Origin of the sequence: Streptomyces sp. DH12, from assembly GCF_020873895.1 — a bacterium.
Lineage (GTDB): Bacteria > Actinomycetota > Actinomycetes > Streptomycetales > Streptomycetaceae > Streptomyces.
Genome location: NZ_JAHWGT010001380.1, coordinates 1 through 418, shown reverse-complemented (window position 1 = coordinate 418; position 418 = coordinate 1). Strand labels below are relative to the sequence as shown.

The following is a 418-nucleotide window of genomic DNA, read 5'->3' as shown; positions in this document are numbered from 1 at the left end:
GGAGGTGGCCGAGCTGATCCCGCCGGGGCGCGTCATGACGTACGGGGACGTGGCCGAATGGCTGGAGGAGGGCGGGCCCCGGCAGGTGGGGCGCGTGATGGCGCTCTACGGCGGGGCCGTCCCCTGGTGGCGCGTGGTGCGCGCGGACGGCGTGCTGCTGCCCGGCCACGAGCTGCGGGCCCTCGGTCACTACCGCGCGGAGGGCACACCGCTGCGGGAGGCGGGCCGGGCGGCGGAGGGCCATGTGCCACGCCTCGACATGAGACGCGCGCGGTGGGACGGCGGCGCGGACACCGGTGGTCACATTTGACAGCTTCCGCCATCCTCGCCGCCGTTGTGTGACGTGTGATCCTTCAGGGGGACATGAGGCGCATCCACGGCATGACGTACGTTCGTGAGTCGAGGGACGCGGGTGCCC

Annotated in this window: 1 protein-coding gene; it reads left to right on the top strand. The window is 73.4% G+C overall.

Annotated features, from left to right (window positions below):
• Positions 1–310 (top strand): MGMT family protein (locus LPA54_RS40165; protein WP_228985368.1); only part of this gene is annotated, 310 nt, incomplete at its 5' end.
• Positions 311–418: the final 108 nt, after the last annotated feature.